Origin of the sequence: Mesoflavibacter sp., assembly GCF_964226795.1 — a bacterium.
GTDB classification, from domain to species: domain Bacteria; phylum Bacteroidota; class Bacteroidia; order Flavobacteriales; family Flavobacteriaceae; genus Mesoflavibacter; species Mesoflavibacter zeaxanthinifaciens.
In genome coordinates, this window is the sequence record NZ_CAXQQP010000010.1 from 229,443 (window position 1) to 252,388 (window position 22,946).

The 22,946-nt window shown below is 30.0% G+C and carries 30 protein-coding genes; 16 read left to right on the top strand and 14 right to left on the bottom strand.

Features of this window, described 5'->3' with window-relative positions; translation table 11 throughout:
• The 7 genes from ACEQT4_RS10130 to ACEQT4_RS10160 all read right to left on the bottom strand — a co-directional run bounded on the left by ACEQT4_RS10130 (position 1) and on the right by ACEQT4_RS10160 (position 6,587).
• On the bottom strand, positions 1-1,158 hold the full coding sequence (locus ACEQT4_RS10130; RefSeq protein ID WP_370227441.1) for an iron-containing alcohol dehydrogenase: 1,158 nt from the start codon (positions 1,156-1,158) through the stop codon (positions 1-3).
• Positions 1,159-1,177: 19 nt separating this feature from the next.
• Positions 1,178-1,810 carry a nitroreductase family protein gene (locus tag ACEQT4_RS10135; RefSeq protein ID WP_370227443.1) on the bottom strand — a complete coding sequence of 211 codons (633 nt, stop codon included), beginning with the start codon at positions 1,808-1,810 and terminating at the stop codon, positions 1,178-1,180.
• 9 nt (positions 1,811-1,819) lie between these two features.
• Positions 1,820-2,398, bottom strand: coding sequence for a TetR/AcrR family transcriptional regulator (locus tag ACEQT4_RS10140; RefSeq protein WP_370227445.1), 579 nt, complete (start codon positions 2,396-2,398; stop codon positions 1,820-1,822).
• A 69-nt stretch (positions 2,399-2,467) separates the two neighbouring features.
• Positions 2,468-3,388, bottom strand: coding sequence for a YeiH family protein (locus ACEQT4_RS10145; protein WP_370227447.1), 921 nt, complete (start codon positions 3,386-3,388; stop codon positions 2,468-2,470).
• Positions 3,389-3,466: 78 nt separating this feature from the next.
• The gene (locus ACEQT4_RS10150; protein ID WP_370227449.1) at positions 3,467-4,351 is read right to left on the bottom strand and encodes a LysR substrate-binding domain-containing protein; all 885 of its coding nucleotides are present in this window, start codon (positions 4,349-4,351) and stop codon (positions 3,467-3,469) included.
• A 3-nt stretch (positions 4,352-4,354) separates the two neighbouring features.
• Entirely contained in the window at positions 4,355-5,155 is an 801-nt protein-coding gene (locus ACEQT4_RS10155; protein WP_370227451.1) for a hypothetical protein, read from the bottom strand.
• A 67-nt stretch (positions 5,156-5,222) separates the two neighbouring features.
• Complete coding sequence (locus tag ACEQT4_RS10160) at positions 5,223-6,587, bottom strand: NAD-dependent succinate-semialdehyde dehydrogenase (RefSeq protein WP_370227453.1); 1,365 nt, start codon at positions 6,585-6,587, stop codon at positions 5,223-5,225.
• Positions 6,588-6,779: 192 nt separating this feature from the next.
• Between ACEQT4_RS10160 and ACEQT4_RS10165 the strand changes: the two genes are divergently transcribed.
• The 7 genes from ACEQT4_RS10165 (at position 6,780) to ACEQT4_RS10195 (ending at position 9,992) form a co-directional block, all read left to right on the top strand.
• The gene (locus tag ACEQT4_RS10165; RefSeq protein WP_027880615.1) at positions 6,780-7,106 is read left to right on the top strand and encodes a YtxH domain-containing protein; all 327 of its coding nucleotides are present in this window, start codon (positions 6,780-6,782) and stop codon (positions 7,104-7,106) included.
• 1 nt (position 7,107) lies between these two features.
• Complete coding sequence (locus ACEQT4_RS10170; RefSeq protein ID WP_027880614.1) at positions 7,108-7,455, top strand: phage holin family protein; 348 nt, start codon at positions 7,108-7,110, stop codon at positions 7,453-7,455.
• On the top strand, positions 7,455-7,658 hold the full coding sequence (locus ACEQT4_RS10175) for a hypothetical protein (protein ID WP_370227456.1): 204 nt from the start codon (positions 7,455-7,457) through the stop codon (positions 7,656-7,658). The genes ACEQT4_RS10170 and ACEQT4_RS10175 overlap by 1 nt, the downstream gene beginning before the upstream one ends.
• A 12-nt stretch (positions 7,659-7,670) precedes the next feature.
• On the top strand, positions 7,671-8,105 hold the full coding sequence (locus ACEQT4_RS10180; protein ID WP_370227458.1) for a hemerythrin domain-containing protein: 435 nt from the start codon (positions 7,671-7,673) through the stop codon (positions 8,103-8,105).
• Positions 8,106-9,188: a DNA topoisomerase IB gene (locus tag ACEQT4_RS10185; RefSeq protein WP_370227460.1), complete on the top strand. Its 1,083-nt coding sequence runs from the start codon at positions 8,106-8,108 to the stop codon at positions 9,186-9,188.
• Between the two features lie 172 nt (positions 9,189-9,360).
• Positions 9,361-9,522, top strand: a complete 162-nt coding sequence (locus ACEQT4_RS10190) for a DUF1328 domain-containing protein (protein ID WP_081653208.1) — start codon at positions 9,361-9,363, stop codon at positions 9,520-9,522.
• A gap of 20 nt (positions 9,523-9,542) precedes the next feature.
• A complete protein-coding gene (locus ACEQT4_RS10195) occupies positions 9,543-9,992 on the top strand; it encodes a PA2169 family four-helix-bundle protein (protein ID WP_027880610.1) in 450 nt (149 codons plus the stop codon).
• 67 nt (positions 9,993-10,059) lie between these two features.
• Here the strand turns inward: ACEQT4_RS10195 and ACEQT4_RS10200 are convergent, their stop codons facing one another.
• Complete coding sequence (locus ACEQT4_RS10200; protein ID WP_240471269.1) at positions 10,060-10,488, bottom strand: arsenate reductase family protein; 429 nt, start codon at positions 10,486-10,488, stop codon at positions 10,060-10,062.
• A gap of 164 nt (positions 10,489-10,652) precedes the next feature.
• Here ACEQT4_RS10200 and trxB point away from each other — a divergent pair, with 164 nt between their 5' ends.
• Positions 10,653-11,636: a thioredoxin-disulfide reductase gene (gene trxB, locus ACEQT4_RS10205; protein ID WP_027880608.1), complete on the top strand. Its 984-nt coding sequence runs from the start codon at positions 10,653-10,655 to the stop codon at positions 11,634-11,636.
• A 68-nt stretch (positions 11,637-11,704) separates the two neighbouring features.
• Here the strand turns inward: trxB and ACEQT4_RS10210 are convergent, their stop codons facing one another.
• The 4 genes from ACEQT4_RS10210 to ACEQT4_RS10225 form a co-directional block, all read right to left on the bottom strand.
• On the bottom strand, positions 11,705-12,523 hold the full coding sequence (locus ACEQT4_RS10210) for a GIN domain-containing protein (RefSeq protein WP_370227464.1): 819 nt from the start codon (positions 12,521-12,523) through the stop codon (positions 11,705-11,707).
• Between the two features lie 193 nt (positions 12,524-12,716).
• Positions 12,717-14,582 (bottom strand): PspC domain-containing protein, encoded by a 1,866-nt coding sequence (locus tag ACEQT4_RS10215; RefSeq protein WP_370227466.1) that lies wholly within the window; start codon positions 14,580-14,582, stop codon positions 12,717-12,719.
• Positions 14,579-14,920: a PadR family transcriptional regulator gene (locus tag ACEQT4_RS10220; RefSeq protein ID WP_027880605.1), complete on the bottom strand. Its 342-nt coding sequence runs from the start codon at positions 14,918-14,920 to the stop codon at positions 14,579-14,581. The genes ACEQT4_RS10215 and ACEQT4_RS10220 overlap by 4 nt, the downstream gene beginning before the upstream one ends.
• A gap of 194 nt (positions 14,921-15,114) precedes the next feature.
• Positions 15,115-15,561, bottom strand: coding sequence for a DUF4870 domain-containing protein (locus ACEQT4_RS10225; RefSeq protein ID WP_027880604.1), 447 nt, complete (start codon positions 15,559-15,561; stop codon positions 15,115-15,117).
• 149 nt (positions 15,562-15,710) lie between these two features.
• On the opposite strand from ACEQT4_RS10225, the gene ACEQT4_RS10230 reads away from it, so the two are divergent.
• The 7 genes from ACEQT4_RS10230 (at position 15,711) to ACEQT4_RS10260 (ending at position 20,699) form a co-directional block, all read left to right on the top strand.
• The gene (locus ACEQT4_RS10230; protein ID WP_336069892.1) at positions 15,711-16,169 is read left to right on the top strand and encodes a DUF4442 domain-containing protein; all 459 of its coding nucleotides are present in this window, start codon (positions 15,711-15,713) and stop codon (positions 16,167-16,169) included.
• Positions 16,170-16,229: 60 nt separating this feature from the next.
• Positions 16,230-17,027: a TIGR00266 family protein gene (locus tag ACEQT4_RS10235; RefSeq protein WP_370227470.1), complete on the top strand. Its 798-nt coding sequence runs from the start codon at positions 16,230-16,232 to the stop codon at positions 17,025-17,027.
• Positions 17,028-17,172: 145 nt separating this feature from the next.
• Positions 17,173-17,370, top strand: coding sequence for a hypothetical protein (locus ACEQT4_RS10240; protein ID WP_027880601.1), 198 nt, complete (start codon positions 17,173-17,175; stop codon positions 17,368-17,370).
• A gap of 83 nt (positions 17,371-17,453) precedes the next feature.
• Positions 17,454-17,825: a hypothetical protein gene (locus ACEQT4_RS10245; protein WP_370227472.1), complete on the top strand. Its 372-nt coding sequence runs from the start codon at positions 17,454-17,456 to the stop codon at positions 17,823-17,825.
• Between the two features lie 51 nt (positions 17,826-17,876).
• Positions 17,877-18,668: an MbnP family protein gene (locus ACEQT4_RS10250; RefSeq protein WP_370227474.1), complete on the top strand. Its 792-nt coding sequence runs from the start codon at positions 17,877-17,879 to the stop codon at positions 18,666-18,668.
• A 20-nt stretch (positions 18,669-18,688) separates the two neighbouring features.
• Positions 18,689-19,735: a cytochrome-c peroxidase gene (locus ACEQT4_RS10255; protein ID WP_370227476.1), complete on the top strand. Its 1,047-nt coding sequence runs from the start codon at positions 18,689-18,691 to the stop codon at positions 19,733-19,735.
• Entirely contained in the window at positions 19,713-20,699 is a 987-nt protein-coding gene (locus tag ACEQT4_RS10260) for a hypothetical protein (protein ID WP_370227478.1), read from the top strand. The genes ACEQT4_RS10255 and ACEQT4_RS10260 overlap by 23 nt, the downstream gene beginning before the upstream one ends.
• Positions 20,700-20,728: 29 nt before the next feature.
• Here ACEQT4_RS10260 and ACEQT4_RS10265 read toward each other — a convergent pair whose 3' ends face one another.
• Positions 20,729-21,667, bottom strand: a complete 939-nt coding sequence (locus ACEQT4_RS10265) for a LysR substrate-binding domain-containing protein (RefSeq protein ID WP_027880600.1) — start codon at positions 21,665-21,667, stop codon at positions 20,729-20,731.
• Positions 21,668-21,773: 106 nt separating this feature from the next.
• Here ACEQT4_RS10265 and ACEQT4_RS10270 point away from each other — a divergent pair, with 106 nt between their 5' ends.
• Positions 21,774-22,253 (top strand): Dps family protein, encoded by a 480-nt coding sequence (locus tag ACEQT4_RS10270; RefSeq protein WP_370227481.1) that lies wholly within the window; start codon positions 21,774-21,776, stop codon positions 22,251-22,253.
• Positions 22,254-22,329: 76 nt separating this feature from the next.
• Here the strand turns inward: ACEQT4_RS10270 and ACEQT4_RS10275 are convergent, their stop codons facing one another.
• Positions 22,330-22,854: a DUF421 domain-containing protein gene (locus tag ACEQT4_RS10275; RefSeq protein WP_370227483.1), complete on the bottom strand. Its 525-nt coding sequence runs from the start codon at positions 22,852-22,854 to the stop codon at positions 22,330-22,332.
• Positions 22,855-22,946 lie beyond the last annotated feature (92 nt).

Below are 22,946 nucleotides of genomic sequence, written 5' to 3' on the forward strand. Positions count from 1 at the left end.
TTAGTATGCCATAGTTACTATTTTCTTGGCATCTGCTGGTAATAATTCTTGTTTTTCACCAAGTTTCCAGCCACGATCTTCAAAACGTTTTTCAATTTCTTCAGCAGTACCTTCATACTTATCTGTGTAATCAGATAATTTAGTATCTATACCTAATTGATGGAAAAACGCTTCGGTTTTTTCAATAGCAGCATAAGCTTTATCATCAATGCTTCCTTCGGTTACATTCCAAACACGTTCTGCGTATTGAGCTAATTTTTCTTTCTTAGCTTCAAAATTATATTTGTAATGGCTAGGTGTAATTACTGCTAATGTTCTGGCGTGATCTATACCAAATAAAGCAGTTAATTCGTGTCCCATCATATGGATAGCCCAATCTGTAGGAACGCCTTGTTGTATAAGTCCGTTTAGTGCCATAGTACAACTCCACATAAAGTTAGAAGCCGCTTTAAAATCTGTTGGGTCTTCTAGTACTTTTGGTGCAACGTCTACTAAGGTTTGCATAATACTTTCGGCAAATCTATCTTGTAATAAGGCACCAATAGGGTAGGTCATGTATTGTTCTAATACATGTGTAAAGGCATCTGTTATTCCGTTTGCCAATTGACGTTGTGGAATAGAAGTAATTACCGAAGGATCTAATATTGAAAACTGCGGAAATAAACCAGGTCCGCCCATAGCTAATTTTTCTTTAGTTTCTTCTCTGGTAATAACTGCGCCAGAATTCATTTCAGATCCTGTAGCAGGTAAGGTTAATACGGTACCAAATGGCATACCATTTTCTGTACGTACTTTGTTTATTAAGATATCCCAAGGTGTATCACCGTCGTAAACTGCTGCAGCCGATAAAAATTTTGTTCCATCAATTACAGAACCGCCACCAACAGCTAATAAATAGGTAATGTTTTCTTCTTTAATGACATTTAAAGCGTTCATTAAAATATCATATTCTGGATTTGCAGGAATACCACCAAACTCGGTAACATCTACATTAGCTAAAGCGGTTTTTACTTTATCGTAAATACCATTCTTTTTAATACTACCACCACCATAAAGCATTAATACTTTGGCATCTTCTGGTATTTGATTTTTTAGTTTTTCTATTGAATCCTTTCCAAAAATGATTTTGGTAGGATTTTTAAATTCAAAATTGTTCATTTTCTTTCTCTTTTTTTAATTAGTCAATTACGGTTACTAAATCTTCCATAGGTTTTCTAACCTTTACAAGATTTACCAACCAATCATTTTCTTCTTCTCTATAACCAAGCGGTAACAATACTGCACTACGTAAGCCTTTTTCGCGTAAGCCTAAAATTTTATCTACAGCTTCAGGATCAAAACCTTCAATTGGTGTTGCATCTACACCTTCAAAAGCAGCAGCTGCGATTGCTTGAGAAAATGCAATGTAGGCTTGTTTTGCCGCGTGATTAAAGTTTTCTTCTTCGTCTTTTTGTGGATATGCGTTAAGTAACATTTGACGGTAATTTTCCCAACCTTCGTTTCTAAAACCACGAATATCGTTGGTTAAATCGAACATGTAATTAATGCGATCTGCAGTGTACGTGTCCCAAGCTGCAAAAACGAGTAGGTGAGAGCACTCTGTAATAACTCTTTGGTTCCAAGCTATTGGTTTAATTTGTTCTTTAATATCTTGGTTTTTTACCACAAAAATTTCGAAAGGTTGCAAACCACTAGACGTTGGTGCTAATCGTGCAGCTTCTAAAATACGTTCTACTTTTTCTTCTGGTACGGCTTTACCGTTCATAGCCTTAGCGGCATATCTCCAATTTAATTTATCTAATAATTCCATAGGTTGTTTTTATTTTTTTATACTGTTCCAAGCTGCTTCAAAAGCATTTTTAATTAAGGTATCATCTAAAGTAATTGCGCCACGTTTTTGAGCTAACATTAAAAAAGCTAACGGGTTTATAGCGTAGGCATATAAAATATAGTCTGAATATGGTTTTATAATACCTTCGGCTTTACCTTTTGCCCATAAATCTAGTAGCGGTTGTAAATGTTTAATGCCTTCTTGTCTGCTAGCTTCATCTATCATTGGTGTATTATCACATTGAGCTAAAAACAAAGCGTGTTCGCATTGCTTAAGCTTAAAATCTGCAATACGATTCCAGATGTATTGAAACGCTTCTTTTACAGGTGCATTGGCATCATAACCGTTAAACGCATATTTAGTGTATTCACTTTTTACTTCTATATAAGTTTGATTTACTAAATCTTGTTTGTTTTCAAAATACAAATAGATCGTTGCTGGCGATACATTAGCCATTTTAGCAATCTTACTCATAGGTGTAGCGTGGAAACCATTGTTATTTACCAAATCAATAGTTGCCTTAACTAAAGTGTTACGTTTGTCTATGCTTTTTTGAAGTTTTGCCATTACTTTTAATTCTACAATGCAAAGATATTTAAAAAATAAATGAACGTTTATTTTTTAACAAAGGTTTAATTAATTAAGGATATAAATAAGCGAAAATACAGAAATGCATATCCATAGTAATACACCAAGGATAAGAGGTTTGCTTCCTGTTTGTTTAATGTCTTTTATTGAAATTGAAGTACCTACAAGAAACAAAGTAGTTATTAATAAACGTTTGGCAATAATAACGATGTTGTTAGAAATGTTTTCTGGGATAAGATGATAACTGTTTAAAATAATAGCGACAATAAAAGCGAGAATAAATAAAGGGAATTTAATTTTTTTATTAGAGTTTTTAAAAGCAAACAACGAGACGATAGCAAGAGGAATAATCCATAGTGTTCTGGATAGTTTTACGGTAGTTGCTATTCTTAAAGCCTCATCACCATAGTTAATTGCCGCTCCAACAACCGAACTAGTATCATGTATAGCAACTGCACACCAAAGTCCAAATTGCTCTTGTGATAAATTGAAATAATGTCCTAAAGCAGGAAATACAAATAAGGCAATAGAGTTAAGCAAAAAAACAATAACTAATGCCATGCTTATTGTCTTAGGTTTTGCTTTAATTGTAGGTGCAATTGCTGCTATAGCACTACCACCGCAAATTGCTGTTCCGGATGTGATTAGATGTCCTAGTTTTAAATCTATTTTTAAAAGTTTAGTACAAATAATACCAACACTTAATGTAAGAATAATTGTAAATATGGTTAGTCCAAAACCATCTTTAGTTGTCTGTAATGTCTCTGTAATAAACATACCAAACCCTAAGCCTATAACAGCTATTTTTAATAATAAATGTATTGCTTTGGAATTATAAGTCTTATAAGGATTATTAAAAATTAAGACAAAAATAAACCCTAATATAAGCGCTAAATAACTGCTTAAATATCCTAAAAGTGAAAGTGTTATTATAAATAAATAAGTGAGTTTTGCTAAGCTATTTTTCATACCGTTAAATTTTATAAACGATACAAAATTAGAGTTAAGCTATAATTTAACACCAAATTATTTTGGTATTAAGCATAACTAAAAGTTATGACTGTTTTTTATAAAACGTTCCAAGTTTTCAAGTTGTTTTGAGATGTATCCTGTACGTTTTACAAAGTAAAACCATCGATTTATAGTAAAATCTTTAATGTCTATTACTTTTAGTCTATTACTTATTAAATCTTCTGTAACAGCATTTATAGAAAGTAGTGCGTAATCTTCAGAATGATATAAATAATTTTTAATAGCTTGAGTACTATTAAAGGTAACAACTACATTATTTAATTTAAGATTGTTTATTTTCAGCGTTGAATCTATAATACTCTTTGTACCAGATCCAGATTCACGTTGGGCTATTGGTAAATTTACCAAAGTGTCTTTTGTAATAATACCTTTAGAAAATGAAGTGTTATTGGCGTTTGTAACTAAAACAATTTCATCTTTAATAAATTTAGAATAGTGCAGTTTTGGATTAGAACTTTGTCCTTCGGTAATTCCAAAATTAATAGTCTCTCTTAGGATTAAGTCTTCAATAGCAATTGTATTGTCGCTAATAATATTGAAAATTGTATTAGGAAATTGATTTCTAAATTTAGCAATCGTTTTTGGTAAAACATAATTGGATAGAGTAGTGCTTACACCTAAATTTATAGTCTCCGGAAATGTTTCATTCTTATAAAGAAACTGCTCGTCCATTTGATTATAAATTTCTATAATCTTATTGACATAAATTAAAAAAGACTTTCCTTCTTTGGTTAAATTTATTGAGTTTCTTTTTCTTGTAAAGAAAGATGTTTTATATGTCTCTTCTAGGTTTCTTATAGTTTTTGAAATTGCAGGTTGAGAGATGTGTAGCTGTTCTGCTGCTTTAGTAAAGCTTAGATGTTGTGCAACGACTTTAAATATGTGTAGTTTTGTTTGCATAACTTACTTTATGATTTTGGTTTTTTGTAATATAGAAGTAACCTTTTTGTATGCTAATAGATATAACGTTGCTGTAAAAAAACCTATTAATGTACCATAATATATACCAAATTTTGGATAAACTATAGATACCGTTAACGAATAAATTATTAATGAAAACATACCAATAGGTACATTTTTTATAATGGTATGTACGTGTTTTTTTGAATATGTAAAATGAATAATAAGCATTAACGGAAAAAGCGTAGTGGGAAACGCTGAGAATAATCCTGACCAGTTAGATGCAAAATATTTTGGTGCATTGGTTATGGTTAAAATTATTAAAGCCGCACAAATAGCTCGTAAAAAAAGAATACGATAATTTAATTTTACTTTTTGGCTAATGGTAATATTTTCGATTTGCTTGAATAGTCTAATGTAAAGTAAAGCGAATATTACAGGAATTGTAATAGCTACGTAAGTGTTTAGCTGTAAAAACGATAATATCCAAACAACTAATAAATATGCAGCAATAGCACTAACCGAAGACCAAAGGATATTATACGTTTTAAAGTATAATGACGCTTTGTAATAAACATATACAAAGGTAAGAGCTGCTGTAAGACCTACCATATTAAAGATGGCACTTTCGGCAGCAAATTCGGGTGATTCTTCTAATCCAAAAAAGAATAATGTAATGGCAGATCCTGTTGGATAACCTGATAAAATTCCTGCAATTTTAGGACTAACATTTTCTGCTAAATACGATAAACCTACAACAAAACATATTGCAACTAAAAGCTTTATAACTATTAAATATTCCACAGGATTTCAAAATTTTGAAAATGGATAAAAAGCTACAAATGTAGTATAACAGTTTTAAGTAGTCGCTTTACTTTTTAATATAAACAGTTTTTTTGTTGACAAACTCTAAAATTCCTTCTTTAGATAACTCTCTTCCATATCCAGAAGCTTTTGTACCACCAAATGGTAATCTAGGATCAGATTTTACCATATCGTTAATAAATAATGCTCCATCTGGTATATCTCCTATGTAATTATAAATATTATCTGTGTTTTCAGTAAAAATCATAGTACCTAAACCAAATCTTGAGTTTGCGGCTAACTTAATTGCATCTTCGTTATCTTTTGCTTTGATTACAGCAGCAACAGGACCAAAGGTTTCTTCTTTAAAAACAGGCATATCTTCAGTCACATCGGTAATAATGGTAGGTTCATAATAAGCTTTATTTCTTTTATTGCCTAAAATTATTTTTGCACCCAAATCTATAGATTTATTAACTTGTTGTTCTAACTCTTCGGCTAAATCTTCTCTAGCCATAACACCAATAAAAGTGTCTGAATCTTCAGGATTACCAGAGTTTAGCTTAGAAACTTCATCTTTAAAACGACTTATAAACTGATCATAAATTTTTTCAGATACAATAAATCGTTTAGCAGCAATACAGCTTTGACCAGTATTTTGCATTCTAGCCTTTACCATAGTATCTATGTGTTTATCTAAATTAGCATCGTCAAAAACCACACAAGCATTATTTCCTCCTAATTCTAAAACAGTTTTTTTAAGATTTTTTCCTGCTACAGCAGCTATGCTTTTTCCTGCAGGTTCGCTTCCTGTTAGTGTAACTGCTTTAACAATATCGTTTTCAATAATATCTTCAATTTGATCGTGGTTTACTAACAGCGTTTGAAAACAACCTTTTGGATAACCAGCTTCTTCAAATAAATCTTGAATTGCTAATGCTGTACTAGTTACATTAGAAGCATGTTTAAGCAAGCCAACATTACCAGCTGTAAGTGAAGGTACAGCAAAACGCATTACTTGCCAAAATGGGTAATTCCAAGGCATTACAGCTAGCACAACGCCTAAAGGATCATAACTAATAAAACTTTCTTTTGCGTCTGTTTCAATAATACTGTCTGCAAGAAAATCTTCTGCATTAGTAATATAAAAATCGCATAGCCAAACACATTTTTCTATTTCTGCAATGCTTTGAGAAATTGGTTTTCCCATTTCTTCAGTCATTAGTTTTGCATAAATTTCTTTTTTATCTTCTAATGTGTTTGCTAAGTTTTGTAAAAGGTTTGTACGCTCTTTTATTTCTTCTGTTTTCCAGTCTTCAAAAGCGTTTTGCGCATTATCAAGAATAATTTTTATCTCATTATCTGTATGGTAGTTGTAAGTTTTAAGTTCTTTTTGATTGTAAGGATTTGATGTTATAATTGAATTTTTCATAGTAAATTTTATTTGTGTTAAAATTATGGATTATTCGTAAAAATAGTTTTAATTAAATGTGTTTTAACAAACTTTTATCAATTTATTTAAATTTTTATTAAGAATATTTCAATAAATACTTGTTAATTTTGAGATGAGGCGTTAATGATACGTTTCACTTCAAATTAATATTAACAATCAAAAAAAATTATTATGAGCAACAACACAAATTCAGCATTAGGATTATTATTAGGAGGAGCAATTGGAGCAACTTTAGGAATCTTATTTGCACCAGATAAAGGAAGTAATACAAGAAAAAAATTAAGAGACGAAGCAATTGCTACTAAAGAAAATCTTGCCACTAGTGCAATGGATTTAAAAGATCAAGTAGCTAATACATTAACAACAAAAAAAGCAACTTTAGATGCACAATTAGAAAGTGTAGTTTCTGACGCTAGTTACAAAGCAGATGATGTTATTTCTACTTTAGAAAAGAAGCTTAAAGATTTAAAAGAAAGAAATAAAAAATTACAGAAATAAAATGTCTGTATTCGAACAAATCAACCAAACCTCAAGTCAAGCAGTAGATAAAGGTGAAGAGTTTTTAAAAAAATCTCACGAGTACTACAGACTTAAAATTTTCCAACAACTTACATCTTCTGTAAGCTTGTTGGTAAAAGCTGTAGTAGTTGGTGCTTTTATCTTAGTAGGACTTTTGTTTTTAGCAATATCTGCAGCAATCGGTATAGGTAAAGCTTTAGGTAGCGTATCATTAGGTTATCTAATAGTTGGTGCAATATTTATACTTATTTCTGTATTGTTTTATATGTTTAGAAGTAAGATAAATAACAAAGTCATTGCATCACTTTCAAAAACCTTTTTTGACTAATGAAAACACAATATAAAACACAAGAAGATATAAAAAGGGACTTGCATAGATTACAATTAGAAAAGCAAATTGCTTGGGAAGAACTTAAGGTTGTTAAAAACGACTTTAAAGATACTTTACAGCCTTACACTTGGATACAAACAGGTTTTAAAATGGCATCCAAAGTAGGAATAATGATGTTAATTAAAAAAATTATAAAATAAACCGCTATTAATATGAATATTTTTGAATCTATTAGAAAAGACCACGATACGCAAAGAGAATTACTTGATCAACTTGTACAAACCACAGGAGATACAGATAAGCGTGATACAATTTTTAAGAAATTGAAAAAAGAACTAGAAGTACATGCAGATGCAGAAGAAAGACATTTTTATAAACCATTGATAAGTGATGATATGATGCAAGATAAAGCCAGACATGGTATTGCAGAACATCATGAAATTGATGAACTTATAGAAAAGCTAGAAGACACAGACTATGACTCTTCTGCTTGGTTAAAATATGCTAAAGATTTAAAAGAAAAAGTAGAACATCATCTAGAAGATGAAGAACATTCGTTTTTTCAATTAGCTGGGAAAGTTTTCAGTCAAACGCAAAAAGAAGACTTAGCTAAAAAATATAGAAGTTACATGACAGAAAATTTATAGGTGAAAAGCACATCAATAAATAAAGAACTTTACAATCAAATTCTTTTACAGCCAGAAAAGGTTATAGAAGAATTTGATTTGGTTTATACCAATCCTTCACATCTAAATATTCAAAGATTAAAAGAAAATAAAACCTTCATATTTAAATATAAAGGGAAAAATTTGACAGATCAAACACAACTTAAAAGAATAGAAGGTTTGGTCATTCCACCAGCATGGCAACAAGTTAAAATTTCTTCACTTTCAAACACACATCTTCAGGCAGTAGGCAGAGATGCAAAACAAAGAAAACAGTATAAATACCATAAAAAATGGAAAGAAATACGAAACCAAACCAAATACTACAAAATGGTTTTGTTTGCAAACCATCTACCCAATATTAGAAAAAAAGTAGACCAAGATTTAGATCAAAAACAATGGACAAAATCTAAGGTTTTAGCATTAGTTGTAAAATTAATGGAAGAAACACACATAAGAATAGGTAACAGTCAATATGCGAAAAAGAATAAAACATACGGACTAACCACATTAAGATCAAGACACGTTAATACTTATAAAGATAAAATTCAGTTTGAGTTTGTAGGTAAAAAAGGAAAAGAGCACAAAGTTTCAATTAGAAATAAAAAGTTAATTAGACTTGTTAATAAATGTGAAGAAATTCCTGGTTGGGAATTATTTCAGTATTACGATCAAGAAGGAAACAAGCAAAAAATAGATAGCACATTATTAAACCAATACCTAAAAGAAATAAGCGGTACCATCTTTACTGCAAAAGATTTTAGGACATGGGCAGCATCTATAATATTTTTTGAATCGTTGTTAGAATTAGGGACAGAAAATGATAAAAACCAAAACAAAAAAAATATTCTTAAAGCAATAGACGTCGCTGCTAAAGAATTAGGAAACACAAGAAATGTTTGCAAAAAATATTATATACATCCAGCAATAATTAGTAGTTATGAAGATGGAAGTATAGAACAGTTTTTTAATAAAGCAAAAAAACAATCACTTGAAACAGAATATTTCACTTCTTCAGAAAAAGCTTTAAAAGAACTTTTAAAGTCATACACTACACAACTATAATCTTAATAAAAACAACTTTAATCTTAAAGCCATCTTAAAATAGATTTTATATTGTTAACTGGCGTTAAACTTAGATTAAACCATTGTTAAACAGGCTGTTTGTGGCTGATGTAACCCTTATCTTTATAATAAGATTTGAAAGTCAAGTCTTTTAATTAATCACAAGTATAACATGTTACGTTGGACCGTTCTCTTTATATTTTTAGCATTTATTGCAGCCATCTTAGGGTTTGGTAACATAGCAGGAAATTTAGCTTTTATAGCAAAACTATGTTTCTTTCTATTTGTTGCTTTATTCATTGGTTCTTTATACAAAGAGATCACAGAAAACTAACAACTAAAAAATCAAAAATTATGGCAACTTACACAGAACAAGTAGGAAGTAAACTAAACAACTTATTAGAAAAAACATATGATGCAGAAAAAGGATTTAAAAAAGCTGCAGAAAATGTACAAAATAGCGCTTTAAAAAATTATTTTAATCAAAAAGCACAAGAGCGTTATGAGTTTGGACATGAATTAAAAGGAGAAATTAAATCTTTTAATCAAGAAGTAGATAAAGGCGGAAGTTTAATTGGAGATGCACATAGAGCTTGGATGGATGTAAAAAAAGTGTTTTCTTCAGATAATGAAGAATCTATGTTAGAAGAAGCAATTAGAGGCGAAAAATCTGCTGTAGAAGAGTATGAGGAAGTAATAAACGAAACTTCACTACCAATGTCAACAAAAAACATCTTAGAAAAGCAGAAAACAACAATCACTAACGGATTATCAAATATCAAATCGTTAGAAGATTTAAGATAATAATCAAATAGAAAAAGAAAAAGGTCTGAATATTTTCAGACCTTTTTTTATGATAACAAAATACATATCATATGTGTTTTTTTTCGTCAATTTCTTCAGAGCTGTTATCTAAATATTTTCTAATATCAGAAGGTGTTTCTATTTTATAAAAATTATCTTTTACAATTAAAACCGGATTAGTCATTACAACAGGACTATTCTGTACAACTTTAATCCAATCTTGTTTAGACAACTTAGTATCCTTATCATATTTTTTTGTAAAATCAGGATGCTCTTTATTAACAAAATCTTTAGGATGTAATTTTAGATTCTGAAATATTTCTAACCATTGTGTACCAGAAACCTTTGTTTTTGTTACATCAATAGTAAAGACTTTATTTTTACTATCTTCTAAATAAGCTAAGGCTTGCTTGCCAATACTGTTTTCTGAACTGTAAATTAAAATGTTTTGGTTTTTGTTAGTAGCTATCACTCCCATTTGGTTTTTATTTTTCATATCACCGTAAGTTAGTAATAATTAGCGTAAAAGGCTCTTAAATTAATGTAAAAAACAACAAAACATAAACAATCTTTATTTGTAGATAATAACTTTTAATAACTTCTACGTAAGGTTTTTATTAAAAAAACTACTTTTGTTATACAATAAAAATGAAATTAAATATGTCAGATAATATAGAAAAAGTTAAGTGCTTAATAATAGGTTCTGGTCCTGCTGGTTATACAGCAGCAATTTATGCAGCTAGAGCAAATATGAATCCTGTTTTATACCAAGGGAACCAACCAGGAGGACAATTAACAACTACTAATGATGTAGAAAACTTCCCAGGTTATCCAGAAGGTATTACAGGTCCAGAAATGATGTTACAGCTACAAGCACAAGCAGAACGTTTTGGAACAGATATTAGAAATGGATGGATTACTAAAGTAGATTTTTCTGGAGATGTACATAAAGTTTGGGTAAATGATGAAACCGAAATACATAGCGATACTATAATAATTTCTACTGGAGCAAGTGCAAAATATTTAGGTTTAGAATCTGAACAGAAATATCTAAAACTTGGTGGCGGTGTTTCTGCATGTGCAGTTTGTGATGGATTTTTCTATCGTAACCAAGAAGTTGTAATTGTAGGAGCAGGAGACAGTGCTTGTGAAGAAGCACATTACCTTTCTAAACTTTGTAAAAAAGTAACCATGTTAGTAAGACGTGATGAGTTTAGAGCATCTAAAATCATGGCAGAACGTGTAAAAAATACAGAAAATATAGAAATTTTATACAACACAGAGACTGATGAGGTTTTAGGAGATGGACAAGTTGTAACTGGAGTAAGAGTATTTAATAATCAAACTAAAGAAAAGCAAGAAATACCTGCAACAGGATTTTTTGTAGCAATTGGGCATAAACCTAATACAGATATCTTTAAAGATTATTTAGACTTAGATGAAACAGGTTATATCATAAATGCAAAACCAGGTACATCAAAAACTAATATAGAAGGTGTTTTTGTAAGTGGAGATGCAGCAGATCATGTATACAGACAAGCTATAACAGCTGCAGGTACTGGATGTATGGCAGCATTAGATGCAGAGCGTTACCTAGCAGCTAAAGATGCTTCTTTTGAGGTTAATACAGCTACAAACTATTAAAAGAAATACTTTTTAAATAAAAAAAACCGAAGCCAATCAGCTTCGGTTTTTTTATTCAGTATAGTTATTTATTTTTTCTTCAAAATGGCGTTATCCTCAAAAGATTCTATATTGATTTTTGGACTACCATAAATTTCAATTTCAGAAGTGCCAGAAGCATTTATGTTGAGGTCGCTAGATGCATTTACCTTAGCTTCTGCACGATTAAGAGTTGTAATGTTTATGTCTTTAATGCTAAGTTTTTCTCCGTTAAATTCAGAAGAATTATCAACGTTTAAGTCTAAGTCTTTAGCGTCTCCTTCTATTTGTGCATCTGCACTTTCTAATAAATCTGCTTCAATTTTTGAGGCATTAATTAATGCTTCAATTTTACTGTCACCGTTTAACTCTAAAGTAACATTATCTGCAGTAATGTTTAATTTGTTTCGTGCTTTACCTTCATTTATATGTTTAATCATTGTACATTCAACAGTTAAAAAAGCTTTAGAGTTATCTGAGGTAACTAAAGTTAAATCTGTAAATTTTAGACTGTTTTCAGAGAATATTTCTGCATCTTCCTTCAATTCAATAGTATTTAAAACATCTGTATAAAATACGGTAATTTCTTGTTTTTTAAATCTTAATTTTGCTGTAGTTTTTAAGGTAAGTGTGCTGTCTTTATCGATGATTTTTATGTAATCATGCAGGTTCTCGTCAATTACAATTTTTACTGCAGCAGTTTCGGCTTCTACAAGTTTTACCTCAAAATCTTCGGTTAGTAATAGTCTGTTAAAAGGGTTAATGTCTGTTGTGTTGGTAGATAATACTCTGCTACCCTTTACTTTATCTTGCGCAATAGATATTGTAGATATTAGTGCGCATAACATTAGAAGTAAGGTTTTATTCATTTTATAAATTATATTGTTATGAACAAATATAAACAAAAACCACCCCAAACTTTATTTTGTTTGAGATGGTAGCTACTTTTAGTGGTTAATAATGGTTGTTTTAGACTAAAATATCTATAATGGTGTTAATTATATATTCGATTAATGCGACCATAATTGATGTTTTTTGATTGATTGATTGATTGATTGATGGTTATTCTTTTTTATTATTTGTGATGTTTATACCTTCTTCATCATCTATAATAACTTTTACGTTTTTGGTACTTGCATCAAAAACAGTATCGTTTATTTTGATTTTTAAGTTTTCACCTTTGGCTTCAAAACCATCTTCATTAAATTTAATTTTAGAGGTTTCTCCATCTAAGTCTACGTTAATTTTTAATTCGTTTTCATCTTCATCTTCATCTTGGTCTTCAGGACAATCTAAACAAGTTGCATTGTTTTGTTCTATCTTAAAATAATGGCCAGTATTTTCTCTTAAATAGCCATCAAAACTACTGTAGCTTATAAAACTTTCTGTATTAGGATTGTTGTAAATTACGCTTCCTTCGGGTAAGTAAACAGTAACTTCTACTTTTTGATCACGTTTAGCTTCGGTATTTGGAATTAGAAAATAATTATCTAATTCTAATTTATTACCATTAATATTATAGTTATAATCAATAGTTTTTGCGCGTTCTTTAGCACTTTCAAAAGTCCTACCTCTAGAAGATTTAAACACTTTGATTTTTGCAACACTATCACTAGTAGATTTAATATTTACTCTAATATCTTGAGAAAAAGTTACCTTTTCTCCGTTTTCATCAAAACCAGTTCTAAAATTATGATAACGTCTATAATAATCTCCAGCAAAATTATCGTTTCCTTTCATTGTTAAAACTAAAGTGTCTGTGCTTTTAATGTTTTCAATTTTTTCATTGATAATTACTGGCGCTTTTTCGCTGTAACTTAGACCTTGATTAATTGATATAGTAATTAATCCTATTAAAGATAAAAGCCATAAACCTAGTAATGTAAACTTAGCAATGTTGCTTAATGGTTTTAAGTTAGAAATCAATATTTTTAAACCTAAGTAGAATAAAAATATAAGCGGAATAACTGATACAATAAAGATTAGAATAGATAGTACCTCAAAAGACATTCCGCTAGTTGTTGAAAGCTCCATTAAGTCGTTGTCTAAAAAATGGATATTACTATCAAAAAAAGAACCTATAATTAATCCAACGGTTAATGCAATTGTACCAGCTATGGTTGCTAAGACAATAAATAGTCCTATGATTTTTGCAAAGATTTTAAAAACACCTTTAATAAGATTACCTAAACCGTCAAAAAAAGATTTACTATTGTCTTTAATTTTATTTGTAGGTATGCGTTTTACAGAGTCACTAATGTTATCCGACGCATGCTCAAAACCCTCTTTTAGCTTATCTGCATGTTTTTGAAAATCTATGTTTTTAACATTTTCGCTTACGCTATCAAATCCGTCACGAATTTTTTTTTCAATGTTACTAATATTTACAGCTTCACCAGTCATGGTAAGTTTTTCTGCAGTTGTTTTAGCTTCTGGTACTAAAATCCATAGTAAAATGTACAAGAATACACCAGTACCAGCACCAAACACAAGTAAAATCCAGATTAAACGTATCCAAATAGCATCAATACCAAAGTAATGGGCTAAACCAGCAGACACACCACCAATGTAAGAGTTGTCTGTATCTCTGTATAGTTTTTTACTACTGCTAGCTCTGTAAGTATTTTTAGTTTTGCTAGAAGGTTCGTCTTCAAAAATCTCGTCATCAACAAGATAATCTTCAGGTTGTCCCATAATGGCAATAACCTCTTCAACTTCTTTGTTACCAATAACTTGTCTTTCGGTTTTCATACGTTCTGTAAATAATTCCGAAATCCTAGCCTCAATATCCGATATAATTTCTTCACGACCTTGAGAGTCTGTAAATGAACGTTTTATAGCCTCAAGATAGCGCTGTAATTTTAAGTATGCATCTTCATCTATATGAAAGAATATACCTGCTAAATTTATGTTGACTGTTTTATTCATTTTTTAGTTGATTTAATTTGTGTTACTATGTTAACTGCATTTTGTAATTCGTCCCAAGTTTGGGTTAATTCTTTTAAAAAGATATGTCCAGTTTCTGTTAGTCCGTAGTATTTACGTGGCGGACCAGAAGTAGACTCTTCCCAACGGTAGCTTAGTAAGCCAGCGTTTTTTAGTCGTGTTAATAATGGGTAAATTGTCCCTTCAACTACTAACAACTTAGCGTCTTTTAAAGTGTCTAAAATTTCTGCAACGTAAGCGTCTTCATCCTTTAAGACAGACAGTATGCAGTATTCTAACACACCTTTTCGCATTTGTGCTTTTGTATTTTCTATCTTCATATTTTTATGAGATTTATTGTTAAACTGTTCATTTTTTGATGATTATTTTTGATGAAATTGATAATTCTTATTTTATAGCGTTACCCAATTGGGTCGGGCTTTCGCAAGTCGCAATCAAAGATGTGCTCCAACAATTGCTCAATCCCTAACGCAGGCTAACTTGCTATCTTGATTTTTAAAAACTGTTTCATGTTTTATTTAATAAAATTAATGCTAAACGGATATTGATAAAATTCGCCATCCTTAGCTTTTATACTAGCGTTTATTATAAAAATGATTTCTAGAATAAATCCAATTACTGCTACAAACCCTAAACTACCACCTAATATAAATAGAGGCGAAGGTTCATTTAAACTAATATGTAAACCGTCAAAGGTGTTAATTTCAAAAAAATCTAAATGACTAAAAACATTAAACAAGAAAAACGGTACAAATAATAATCCTAAAATCATGGTGTATAGTAAAATACTAATCTGAAAATTAATAGCCTGTTTACCATGTGTATCAATAAAATCAGATTTTTCTTTATTAGTCAACCATAAAACAATTGGTCCAATAAAATTTCCAAACGGAATAATAAAGCGACTAAATGTCGATAAATGTATTATAGTTGCTAGATTTTTTTGGTGATTAGTAAGCATGATTTTAAAAGTATATAATAGTTTCTTATGCAAATATATATCTAAAAGAAGGTATTATGCAATACAAAGTACTAAAATTTAACATTTCATTAACATGTTGAGTTGTGGATTATTTTCAATAATTTAGCCAAAAACCCAAAAATAATATTATGAAGTTAACACCAAGCAAACTAAATACTTATACAATGTTTAAACTGCCATCTGCCTATATTTGTGGTGTAAGAACAAAGTCAATTTCTGATCAAAGTTGTGAGGTAACAGTAAAACATAAATGGATTAATCAAAACCCTTTCAAATCAATGTTTTGGGCAGTACAAGGTATGGCTGCAGAGTTTTCTACAGGCGCATTGGTAATTGCAAAAATTCAAGAAAGTGGTCAAAAAATATCAATGTTAGTGACTACTAACAAAGCAGTTTTTACTAAAAAAGCAACAGGAAAAATAACTTTTACGTGTAATGATGGCAACAAAATAGATCAGGCTATAGCACAAACTATAAAAACTGGCGAAGGTCAAACCGTTTGGATGCAATCTCAAGGTGTAAATCAAGATGGAGTAGTGGTTTCTACTTTTGATTTTGAATGGTCTATTAAATTAAAGTCAAAATAACATTGTAACATTTTTACAAATCTTACAACCAATAGCTGTTAATCATTAAATCAAAAAACTATGAATTCACATGAAATAGACTACCGAATTTACGGAGAAGAAATGCAGTATGTAGAAATAGAACTAGACCCAAACGAAGGTGTTATAGCAGAAGCAGGCAGCTTCATGATGATGGATGAAGGAATAAAAATGGAAACCATTTTTGGAGATGGATCACAAAAGGATAAAGGTTTTTTAGGTAAAGTATTTGGTGCCGGAAAACGCTTACTTACTGGAGAAAGTTTATTTATGACGGCATTTTACAATGTATTACAAGGTAAACGTAACGTTAGTTTTGCTTCACCATATCCAGGTAAAATAGTGCCTATTGATTTAATGGAGTATCGTGGCAAATTTATATGTCAAAAAGATGCTTTTTTATGTGCAGCAAAAGGTGTAAGTGTTGGTATTGAGTTTTCTAAGCGTTTAGGACGTGGACTTTTTGGTGGCGAAGGTTTTATTATGCAAAAGTTAGAAGGCGACGGTATGGCGTTTGTACATGCTGGCGGAACTTTAGCTAGAAAAGTATTACAACCAGGAGAAACATTAAGAGTAGATACTGGATGTATAGTCGGTTTTACACAAGACGTAGATTATGATATAGAGTTTGTTGGTGGTATAAAAAACACCATTTTTGGCGGTGAAGGTTTGTTTTTTGCAACCTTAAAAGGACCAGGTGTAGTTTATATACAATCTTTACCTTTTAGTAGGTTGGCAGGTCGTGTTTTAGCAAGTTTACCACGCGGAGGGAAAGATAAAGGCGAAGGTAGTATTTTAGGTGGTTTAGGAGATATTATTGGTGGCGATAATAGGTTTTAAAAAACTTTTTTTAACGTCTTTTTAACTGTTAAAATTCGTTGGTTTTAAATTTTGAAACAATTTTTTTGTTACATTTAATCTGAAATTTTAAACCGTTTGCCTATTTATAAAACTACCTTTAATTAACTAAAACTTAAAATTAATTATGGCAAGAGCAATGTTTGAGTACACCAAAACTGTACTTCAAAAAGTTAGTTTTGACACCACGTTGTTTTGCAAAGAGGTACAAAAAGCTTTAGAGCGATTATTACCTTACGAAATAGAAGAGCTTAAATTATTTATAGACTCTTTAGTAAAGCAAAACCCTAAACTAACACAATGTTTAATTTATCTTAATCCTTAAATAAAGAAAAGCGACTTTTAAGTCGCTTTTTTTATTACAAATTTTAAATTTCTATTACTTTTGCATAAAAATTAATTTTTCACTTGAAATTATTTTACACATACTTTATAATCCTAACCTTTATAATAAGACCTGTTTTTAGTGTAATTAATTACTCTTATTACGCTCTTAATATAGATTATATTATAGAAACCTATTGTGTAAATACAGACAAACCTCAATTATCTTGTAATGGTAAGTGTCATTTAGCAAAGCAATTACAAACATCAAGAGATGATACTTCAAAAGATAATATTAAAGTGTTAGCAGAAACATTTATTCCCGTTTTTTTTCATAACACGTCTCAATTAGATTTTAATACATTTAAAACAATAGAATTAAGAAAAGATTTCTTTTCAAATCCTTTATATCACCTAGATGTAAAAAATAGTGTTTTTAAACCTCCAATTGTTTAATAATTACATACAATACAACTAATTAGTAATTAACAATTAAATAAAACACAAATGAAATTTTTAAAATATTTATTTGCGCTATCTCTATGCGCAACAATTTTATCGTGCTCTTCAGACGATGATAACACAACAGAAGATTTAACAGGACAAACAGGAGATATTGTATTAAAATTTGATAACGGAGTTGGAGATCAAGACTTTATTTTTGGCACATCTTATAATAAGTCAAACGGAGAATCTTTTAAAATATCTACCTTAAAATACATTATTAGTAACGTTAGGTTAACAGATACTAATGGTAACGATTTTATGTATCCATTAGAAGATAATGCATTTATTGTAAATGAAGCAGATGGTAATAATGCTGGTGAAATTTATGTCAATTTAAATAATGTAGATGCAGCAAATTATGTGTCTGTTACTTTTGGTGTAGGTATAGATCAAGATCGTTTTGCTTTAGGCGCAAATGGACAAGGCGACTTTTTAGATTATGCATCTGATGAAGGTATGATGTGGAGCTGGGCAACAGGTTACAGATTTATTAGATTAGATGGTACATACTCTACAAGTACAATTACAGACGATGCCTTAAATATTCATATGGGAAGCGTTGGTACATCTTTAGATAATTATAGAGAAGTAACTTTATCATTGCCTAACACGGTTTTAGTTAGAGAAGATAAAACGCCTCAAGTACATATTAAAGCAGATATTCTTAAAATATTTGATGGAATAAATATAGCAGATGGATATAATCAAGTACATACAGATGAAAATACAACACCTGTTATAGCATCTAATATTCAGTCTATGTTTACTGTACATCACGTGCACAACGAATAATAACGTAATTAATAAGTAAAATGAAAATATTAATTTACAGTTTACTTACATTATTGTTATGCTTATCCTGTTCTAATTCTGAAGATAATGGAAAATATGTTCCGGTACCTCTAATAGTAGAGGTACCGGATAATTTCCCGGATTTAGAATATGATTTAGAAAATAATCCTGTAACAGATGCTGGTTTTGAGCTTGGAAAAAAACTGTTCTATGATGGTAGATTATCATCAAACAACTCTATTCCTTGTGCTTTTTGTCATGAGCAAGCATTCGCGTTTACGCATCATGGACACAATTTAAGTCATGGTGTTAATGGTGGCATAGGCTTTAGAAATGCACAACCCATTCAAAATTTAGCATTTCAAAATTCGTTTATGTGGGACGGAGCAGCAGCACATTTAGATTTTCAACCAATAATTCCTATTACTAGTGAATTAGAAATGGGTGAATCTTTAAATAATGTAATAAACAAATTAAAAGAAGATCCATATTATCAAGAGCAATTTGATATAGCATTTAATGGAGGAGAAGTAAATACAGAGAATATGCTTAAAGCATTATCTCAATTTATGATTATGATGATTTCTAGCAATTCAAAATATGATAAATATGTAAGAAACGAAGATAATGTAACTCTAACAGATATAGAGTTAGATGGCTTAAATACATTTCAAAATAAATGCGCAAGCTGTCATGCAACAGATTTATTTTCTGATCAAAGTTTTAGAAATACAGGTTTACCAATTAATCCTCAGTTAAACGATAAAGGACGCTATAATGTTTTAGAAAACCCTGACGATTTATATAAGTTTAAAGTACCAAGTTTACGTAACGTTGCGGTTAGTTATCCATATATGCATGACGGTAGGTTTAATACTCTACAAGTAGTGTTAGATTTTTACGATTCTGGAATGGTAGATAATGGTAATGTAGACAGTAGCTTGCTTAGAGCAGATGGTACGTTTGGTATTACACTAAGCGATTACGAAAAAGAAAGCTTAATAGCTTTTTTAAATACACTAACAGATAATCAATTTTTAGAAGATGAGCGTTTTTCAGAATTTTAAATTATATATAATCCTATTTTTTATAGGTCTAAATATTAATGTTAGTATAGCAAATAGCACTAACCCATGTAAGCATGATGAGTTTTTTAAAGTACTGTGTGATTTATGTGGTTGTGCAACTAGTAGTGGTAGTTTTGGTTTTGGTACCTTAAGTAATTCTAATTTTGTAGGTGTAAGATATATTTATCAAAATTTTGAGTCTAAAAATGGAATATTTCAAAACTCTCCATTTAGTAAAGAAAGGTTTAATACTATTCAGTTATGGGCTCAAATTCCTATAAATGAGAATTTTTATATCAGTGCTAATTTACCTTACCAGCATTTAAGTAGAGATTTTAATAATATTGAAGAAAGTATAAACGGAATAGGAGATGCTAGTGTTATAGGCTGGTATAAGTTTATTTTTTATAAAAAAGAGGATAAAAGTACCATTAACTTTAACAATCAAAAACAACCTTCAGGTCATAGTATACAAGTAGGTTTAGGAGCTAAATTACCAACAGGTGAATTTGAACAACGCCTAACCGATAATATTAATCCTGGTTTTCAAGTAGGAACAGGTAGCTTAGATGGTATTTTTTCTTTAGGGTATAATTACGGTGGAAATAAAATAGGAGTAAATACCTTATTTAGTTATTACCTAAAAGGAGAAAATAAAAACGATTATCAATTTGGTAACCAAATAAGTTACTCTGCAAATCTTTATACAGTTTTTAAAACATTAAAAACTAATATAATGCCATTTATAGGTGTTTCAGGAGATCATTTTGATAAAATTACTCAATACGGAGAAACTTTAAATGATACTGATGGATACATATTAAACTCTTCTATAGGAGCAGAAGTTGCTTTTAAAAAGTATATTTTAGGAACTAGTTTTACATTACCAGTTAGCCAAGATTTATTTGGCGGTAATGTAACTTCAAAACACCGATTATCGGTCTATTTAAATTTTGCATTATAAAAAAAAAAGCGACCGTTAGGTCGCTTTTTTTATTTACTTAAAGGACTTATAATTTGAACATTTTGAAAAGCAATTGCACCTCTTACAATACCAGATATTACATCTTGTAAGGCTTCAATAATTTGCATTTTAAGTTCGCTTTTATGATAGATTAAGCTAACTTCTCTTGCTGGACTAGGCTCATTAAAAAACCTTAAATTTTGCTTAGATTTTTCTGGTAAATCTAAAGTGTGAAGATAAGGTAGTAATGTCATGCCTAAACCTTCATTAGATAATTTGATTAAAGTTTCTATACTACCACTTTCTAACTGAAACTTGTCGTCATTATGGTTTTTAAATACTTTACATAAATTAATAACACCATCTCTAAAACAATGTCCATCTTCTAACAAAAGCATATCATTTATATCAAGATCTGATGTTTCTAGTTTTTTATTGTTATGTAATCTATGGTTTTGCGGTACGTAAGCAACAAAAGGTTCAAAATATAAAACACGCTCTTTGATGCTTTCTTGTTCTAAAGGTGTTGCAGCAATAGCAGCATCTAGATGTCCATCATTAATACGTGTAATAATTTCTTCTGTAGTAAGCTCTTCAATTTTAAGTTTTACTTTTGGATATTTCTTTACAAAATTTGTTAAAAACATAGGCAAAAGAGTAGGCATTACAGTTGGGATAATACCAAGCTTAAATTCGCCACCAACAAATCCTTTTTCTTGGTCTACAATATCTTGTATTCTATTAGATTCGTTAACAATATTTCTGGCTTGAGTTACTAATTTTTTACCAACTTCGGTAAGCTCTATTGGTTTTTTGCTTCGATCAAAAATTAAGACGTCAAGTTCGTCCTCTAATTTTTGAATTTGCATACTTAAAGTAGGTTGGGTTACGAAGCATTTTTGAGCTGCTTTTGTAAAATTTTGGTGTTCGGCTACAGCCAAAACATATGATAATTGAGTAATCGTCATTATTAATAGTTTAAGGCTATAAAAATATAAAATCTATCAATAATATTTATAATTAGAGGTGTTTAATTTGAAGTAATTTTGTAATAGAAATTAAAACTTATAAAATATGAAACTAAATAGTCTTGGATTAGATCCATCAAAAACTAAAGATTTAGCTGATCAATTAAATAATTTATTGGCTAATTTTCAAATATATTATCAAAATTTAAGAGGAATACACTGGAACATTAAAGGGAAAAACTTTTTTGATTTACATGTGAAGTTTGAGGAGTTATACACAGATGCTAATGCTAAAGTAGATGAAATTGCAGAACGTGTTTTAACACTAGGGGAAACTCCTTTACATACATTTGAAGATTATTCTAGTGTTGCAAAAGTACCGGTAGGTAAGAATATATCTAAAGATGAAAACGCAGTAGAATTAATAGTTAATTCTTTAACAGAATTACTACAAATAGAAAGAACTATCCTACACGCAGCAGGAGACGCAGAAGATGAAGGTACAGCTGCAATGATGAGTGATTTTATATCTCAACAAGAAAAAACGGTTTGGATGATGAATGCTTGGTTAGGTAAAAGCATCTAGTCCTAAAATTGATTAATAGCAATTAAAAAGCAGTCTGATAAAGACTGCTTTTTTTGTATGAAAAGTTAGCAATTAATTAAGGTGTCTTTCTAACACCATCTAATAGTTGTTTATTAAGTTCTATACCGTCTTTAGTTTTATGTAATACAGAAATATCTCCAGTAGATTCTAAAACAACTGCTTCTACTTGGTTAAAATCCAAAACGTTAGCTTCTCTAAGTTTAGCTATTAGTTGTGATTTTTCAATTCTACTATATTTTAAGTTATTATAAAGTATGGTATTACCATCCATTAGTAATATAGGTTTGTTTGAAATTAAAGCACTAAATTTTGGTATTTTTTTCTGTAAATATGAAGAAATAAGGGTTAATACCAAAAGACTTGTAATAGCAACAGCACCATGAGTAATACTAGTACTAGATGTTAAAGTAGAAGATATTATACTTCCTATAGCAACAGTAAATGCAAAATCGTAAGCAGTAAATTTAGCAAAAGACCTTAAACCAATTATTCTTGTAACTATTATGATAATTACAAAAATAATTAAACTGCCTACAACAGTTTGCCAAATAGGGTCTTTAATATCGTAAATCCATTCCATAGGTTATAAATTTTATTTAAAGTTATGGATTTTAGCTTTTAATAAAGCTTAATAAAATTATAAAATACTATAATATTTATAGTTTCATTTTT

Bases quoted from the DNA above. Each gene is read 5' to 3' on its own strand.
- ACEQT4_RS10130 (WP_370227441.1), bottom strand. From the start codon at position 1,158: ATGAACAATTTTGAATTTAAAAATCCTACCAAAATCATTTTTGGAAAG.
- ACEQT4_RS10135 (WP_370227443.1), bottom strand. From the start codon at position 1,810: ATGGAATTATTAGATAAATTAAATTGGAGATATGCCGCTAAGGCTATG.
- ACEQT4_RS10140 (WP_370227445.1), bottom strand. From the start codon at position 2,398: ATGGCAAAACTTCAAAAAAGCATAGACAAACGTAACACTTTAGTTAAG.
- ACEQT4_RS10145 (WP_370227447.1), bottom strand. From the start codon at position 3,388: ATGAAAAATAGCTTAGCAAAACTCACTTATTTATTTATAATAACACTT.
- ACEQT4_RS10150 (WP_370227449.1), bottom strand. From the start codon at position 4,351: ATGCAAACAAAACTACACATATTTAAAGTCGTTGCACAACATCTAAGC.
- ACEQT4_RS10160 (WP_370227453.1), bottom strand. From the start codon at position 6,587: ATGAAAAATTCAATTATAACATCAAATCCTTACAATCAAAAAGAACTT.
- ACEQT4_RS10165 (WP_027880615.1), top strand. From the start codon at position 6,780: ATGAGCAACAACACAAATTCAGCATTAGGATTATTATTAGGAGGAGCA.
- ACEQT4_RS10170 (WP_027880614.1), top strand. From the start codon at position 7,108: ATGTCTGTATTCGAACAAATCAACCAAACCTCAAGTCAAGCAGTAGAT.
- ACEQT4_RS10175 (WP_370227456.1), top strand. From the start codon at position 7,455: ATGAAAACACAATATAAAACACAAGAAGATATAAAAAGGGACTTGCAT.
- ACEQT4_RS10180 (WP_370227458.1), top strand. From the start codon at position 7,671: ATGAATATTTTTGAATCTATTAGAAAAGACCACGATACGCAAAGAGAA.
- ACEQT4_RS10190 (WP_081653208.1), top strand. From the start codon at position 9,361: ATGTTACGTTGGACCGTTCTCTTTATATTTTTAGCATTTATTGCAGCC.
- ACEQT4_RS10195 (WP_027880610.1), top strand. From the start codon at position 9,543: ATGGCAACTTACACAGAACAAGTAGGAAGTAAACTAAACAACTTATTA.
- ACEQT4_RS10200 (WP_240471269.1), bottom strand. From the start codon at position 10,488: ATGAAAAATAAAAACCAAATGGGAGTGATAGCTACTAACAAAAACCAA.
- trxB (WP_027880608.1), top strand. From the start codon at position 10,653: ATGTCAGATAATATAGAAAAAGTTAAGTGCTTAATAATAGGTTCTGGT.
- ACEQT4_RS10210 (WP_370227464.1), bottom strand. From the start codon at position 12,523: ATGAATAAAACCTTACTTCTAATGTTATGCGCACTAATATCTACAATA.
- ACEQT4_RS10215 (WP_370227466.1), bottom strand. From the start codon at position 14,582: ATGAATAAAACAGTCAACATAAATTTAGCAGGTATATTCTTTCATATA.
- ACEQT4_RS10220 (WP_027880605.1), bottom strand. From the start codon at position 14,920: ATGAAGATAGAAAATACAAAAGCACAAATGCGAAAAGGTGTGTTAGAA.
- ACEQT4_RS10225 (WP_027880604.1), bottom strand. From the start codon at position 15,561: ATGCTTACTAATCACCAAAAAAATCTAGCAACTATAATACATTTATCG.
- ACEQT4_RS10230 (WP_336069892.1), top strand. From the start codon at position 15,711: ATGAAGTTAACACCAAGCAAACTAAATACTTATACAATGTTTAAACTG.
- ACEQT4_RS10235 (WP_370227470.1), top strand. From the start codon at position 16,230: ATGAATTCACATGAAATAGACTACCGAATTTACGGAGAAGAAATGCAG.
- ACEQT4_RS10240 (WP_027880601.1), top strand. From the start codon at position 17,173: ATGGCAAGAGCAATGTTTGAGTACACCAAAACTGTACTTCAAAAAGTT.
- ACEQT4_RS10250 (WP_370227474.1), top strand. From the start codon at position 17,877: ATGAAATTTTTAAAATATTTATTTGCGCTATCTCTATGCGCAACAATT.
- ACEQT4_RS10255 (WP_370227476.1), top strand. From the start codon at position 18,689: ATGAAAATATTAATTTACAGTTTACTTACATTATTGTTATGCTTATCC.
- ACEQT4_RS10260 (WP_370227478.1), top strand. From the start codon at position 19,713: ATGAGCGTTTTTCAGAATTTTAAATTATATATAATCCTATTTTTTATA.
- ACEQT4_RS10265 (WP_027880600.1), bottom strand. From the start codon at position 21,667: ATGACGATTACTCAATTATCATATGTTTTGGCTGTAGCCGAACACCAA.
- ACEQT4_RS10270 (WP_370227481.1), top strand. From the start codon at position 21,774: ATGAAACTAAATAGTCTTGGATTAGATCCATCAAAAACTAAAGATTTA.
- ACEQT4_RS10275 (WP_370227483.1), bottom strand. From the start codon at position 22,854: ATGGAATGGATTTACGATATTAAAGACCCTATTTGGCAAACTGTTGTA.